The 3,430-nt window shown below is 49.2% G+C and carries 3 protein-coding genes; all 3 read left to right on the top strand.

Translation table 11 applies throughout. The features are described from left to right. Positions 1 to 128: 128 nt before the first annotated feature. Positions 129 to 1,988 carry an aldehyde ferredoxin oxidoreductase family protein gene (locus ACPLUI_RS11575; RefSeq protein ID WP_424660417.1) on the top strand — a complete coding sequence of 620 codons (1,860 nt, stop codon included), beginning with the start codon at positions 129 to 131 and terminating at the stop codon, positions 1,986 to 1,988. Beyond that, entirely contained in the window at positions 1,975 to 2,253 is a 279-nt protein-coding gene (locus ACPLUI_RS11570) for a hypothetical protein (protein WP_424660416.1), read from the top strand. The genes ACPLUI_RS11575 and ACPLUI_RS11570 overlap by 14 nt, the downstream gene beginning before the upstream one ends. 65 nt (positions 2,254 to 2,318) lie before the next feature. After that, positions 2,319 to 3,430, top strand: a 1,112-nt coding sequence (locus ACPLUI_RS11565) for a thiamine pyrophosphate-binding protein (protein WP_424660415.1), incomplete at its 3' end; no start/stop codon positions are given.

Below are 3,430 nucleotides of genomic sequence, written 5' to 3'. Positions count from 1 at the left end.
CACTGAAGGGGGGTTTGCAAGAGAAGGGGCAATAATCATCACAGGGCAAAACGCTGTCGAGGTCGCAAAAAGTGTTATCAGGATTGCTGAATCACTGCCCAATTAAGCAAACGAGGTGAAAATTGGAAATGTATGGATTTACCGGCAATCTGTTAAGGGTAAACCTCACTTCAGGTAAGATCACTAAAGAAAAGATTCCTGAAGATTACTTGCGTGATTATCTGGGAGGCTCTGGTTTAGCAGCACGCTATCTTTACAAGGAAATCCCCCCCGATGAAGACGCTTTCAGTGAAAACAACAAGCTTTTCTTTGCAGCAGGTCCCTTAAACGGGAGGCATTTCCCAACATCAGGGAGATGCTGTGTGGCCTGTCGCTCTCCATTAACAGGAATCTGGCTTGACTCCGTCTGGTCCGGAAAATTCAGCTATAATCTGAAGCGCGCGGGATTGGATGCCATAATAATCGAAGGGAAATCTCCCAAACCCGTTTACCTCTACATTAACAACGATGATATTCAATTAAAAGATGCATCAGCACTCTGGGGCAGAGTTGTTTCCGAAACCGTCCGAGATATATTCACACAGAGCGGTCTATCCCGCGGAAGCTGCTGCGCAATTGGACCTGCGGGAGAAAAACTCATAAAAATCGCCAATATTATGGGGGACACCACACGAGCAGCAGGGCGCGGCGGTGCCGGCGCTCTCATGGGTTCTAAAAAGCTAAAAGCTATCTTTGTTTACGGAGATAAAGAACCTGCAGTCTCTGATGAGGAGAAGTGGAAAGAAGTAGTTAGAGAAATAACGAGGAAGATCAACGAACAGCCTGTCACCAATTCCTTAAAGACTTATGGAACCGGCGTGGCAATGGCCGCAGCACTTCAGACGGGAGATGCCCCAACAAAGAACTGGAAACTCGGCACCTGGGATGGTTACTCAAAAATCAGCGGCGTCACCATGGCTCGAACAATCCTTAGAAAACATTCTTCCCCCTGTCACGCCTGCCCGATTCATTGCGCACGCTACGTAGAGATCGAAGAGGGGCCTTATGCAATGAAGGGCGAGGGACCCGAATATGAGGCACTGGGAGCATTTGGGTCATTGTGTCTAAACGACAACCTCGAGTCCATTGCATACGCCAATATGCTCTGCAATGAATATGGCCTGGACAGCATCTCCACAGGTTCAGCTATTGCCTTCGCCATGGAAGCCTTTGAAAAAGGCATCATCACTCATAAGGATACAGACGGAATTGAGTTGACATGGGGCAACGCAGAGGCTATTGTGACCCTTGTCAAGAAAATCGCCAAACAGGAAGGCATTGGAGCGCTGTTGGGGCAAGGGGTACGGAAAGCTGCCGAAGTCCTGGGACGTGGTGCTGAAGAATTCGCAATACACGTCAAAGGGTTAGAATTGCCGATGCACGATCCCCGGGCATTTTTCGGCTACGCTGCAACCTATGCCACATCTCCACGGGGTGCCTGTCACCTGCACGGCTATGTTGGAGGCTATGACGGTAGAGGTGTAATGCCGGAAGCAGGGCTCACCGAGCCTCAGGATGCCCATGCATTAACCGGAAAAGGTTTCCTGGCAAAGATCGTGCAAGATTACGACAGTGTTGTACAATCATCCATAGTTTGCTACTTCATGACCTATGGCGTGGGTCCCAGCGATCTGGCCAAGGCGCTTTCTGTGGCAACAGGAATCGATTATGACGCCCAAACCGTTTTAAAGATGGGGGAGAGAATTTTCAATCTCCAAAGGGCATTTAATAACCGGTTGGGGATCACCCGAAAGGATGACATACTCCCCAAGAGGATTTTAACATCAACAGAAGGCGGTCCCAACGAAGGATATGTCCCCAATCTCGATGACCAGCTAAAAGAATACTACCAGCTGCGCGGCTGGGAAGAAGACGGGAAGCCCTCAAAAGAAAAGCTGCGTGAATTGGGGCTGGACTTTGTCATAGGTGATCTCTATGCCGAAAATTAAAGTGCATTTTTGTGGACTAATAAATGGGGATTTCTTTGATGAGGATTTCGATATAGGGCCACATGAAACTCTGGGCGACCTTGAAAAAAGGATTACCACCAGATACGCCCACAAGATCAACAAAGACTACAAGAGCAAGGAAGGACTTCTCAACCATAAACTTGTCAGGGTGGGGAATGCATCAGGCAAGCGCCTGGATGATCTTAACATTGATGTCAGCAGTTTAAAGGAGATCTGGTTTGTTGTTCCTTTTGCTGGAGGATAAACTCCAGACAGCAAGAATCCGTCTTTTAAAAATTAAAAAATCAAAGCACATGAGGAGGTCTAAAAATGGCTAAAGTAGATGGAGGAAGGTTGTTTGCAAGGGCTCTCAAAAAGGAAGGGGTTGATTGCATCTTTTGCCTTGCCGGCGGGCATATTATGCCGATCTTTTACGGCTGCCGGGAAGAAGGCATTAAAGTGATCGACGTCAGGCATGAATGTGCCGGCGCTTACGCAGCCGATGCCTATGCCCGCGTGACGGGAAAACCTGGAGTCATTGTGACCACGGCAGGGCCAGGCGTCACCGATACTCTCACGGCAATGGCAGAAGCCAAGCTTCAAGGAGTCCCAGTAATTCATATCGGTGGAGCTTCCAATGTGCGTGAAAACGATACAGGGCCGCTTCAGGATCTGAACACCCTGGAAATGATGGCGACAGCCACCAAATGGGCACGTAAGATCTATCACACCGAACGCATACCTGAATATGTCTCTATGGCTTTCAGACATGCCCTCGACGCCACCCCAGGTCCAGTCTACCTGGAATGCCCGATGGACGTTCTGGTAACCAATTTTGTTGAAGAAGAAGATGTCTATTACCCCGAAAAATATCGGACAGATGCCGTACCTTTCGGAGAACCAGACTTGATAGAAAAAGCAGCCGATCTCCTGGTTTCAGCCCAAAGACCTGTCATGGTAATCGGTGATACTGCCAGATTCAGCGCAAAATATGGAGAAGCGATCGCCGAACTAGCCGATTATTTGAAAATTCCCGTATCGGTCCAGACCATGTGCCGTGGCCTCTTTGCCAATGAAGAAACAAACCCACTATTCAGAATCGGTACAGCCGCCCTCCCCGCAGCTAATGTCGTCCTCATGCTCTGCGTCGAGAACAATTACCGGATAGGAAAAGCACGTCCTCCACTCATTAATAAAGAGGCCAAGCTGATCCAGGTACATCCTGATATAACAATGATCGGGTATAATGCCCCCGCAGAAATTGGTATCGTGGGCGGAGCCGGGCCTGTGGCCAAACAGCTCCTGGAAGCAGTTAAAGCCAGGGTTCCAAAGAGAGAGGATCTGACCTGGGTTAATAAAGCAAAGGAGAGGGCGGAAGCTGCTGCCGCACCCTGGATGGAATGCTTTACTTCTGACGCAATCCCCATCAACCCTGGCCGCTG

The sequence above is a fragment of the Desulfofundulus sp. genome (genome assembly GCF_049701015.1).
GTDB lineage: Bacteria > Bacillota > Desulfotomaculia > Desulfotomaculales > Desulfovirgulaceae > Desulfofundulus.
Note: the sequence above shows the minus strand (reverse complement) of the source record. Positions and strands in the feature narration are given on the sequence as shown.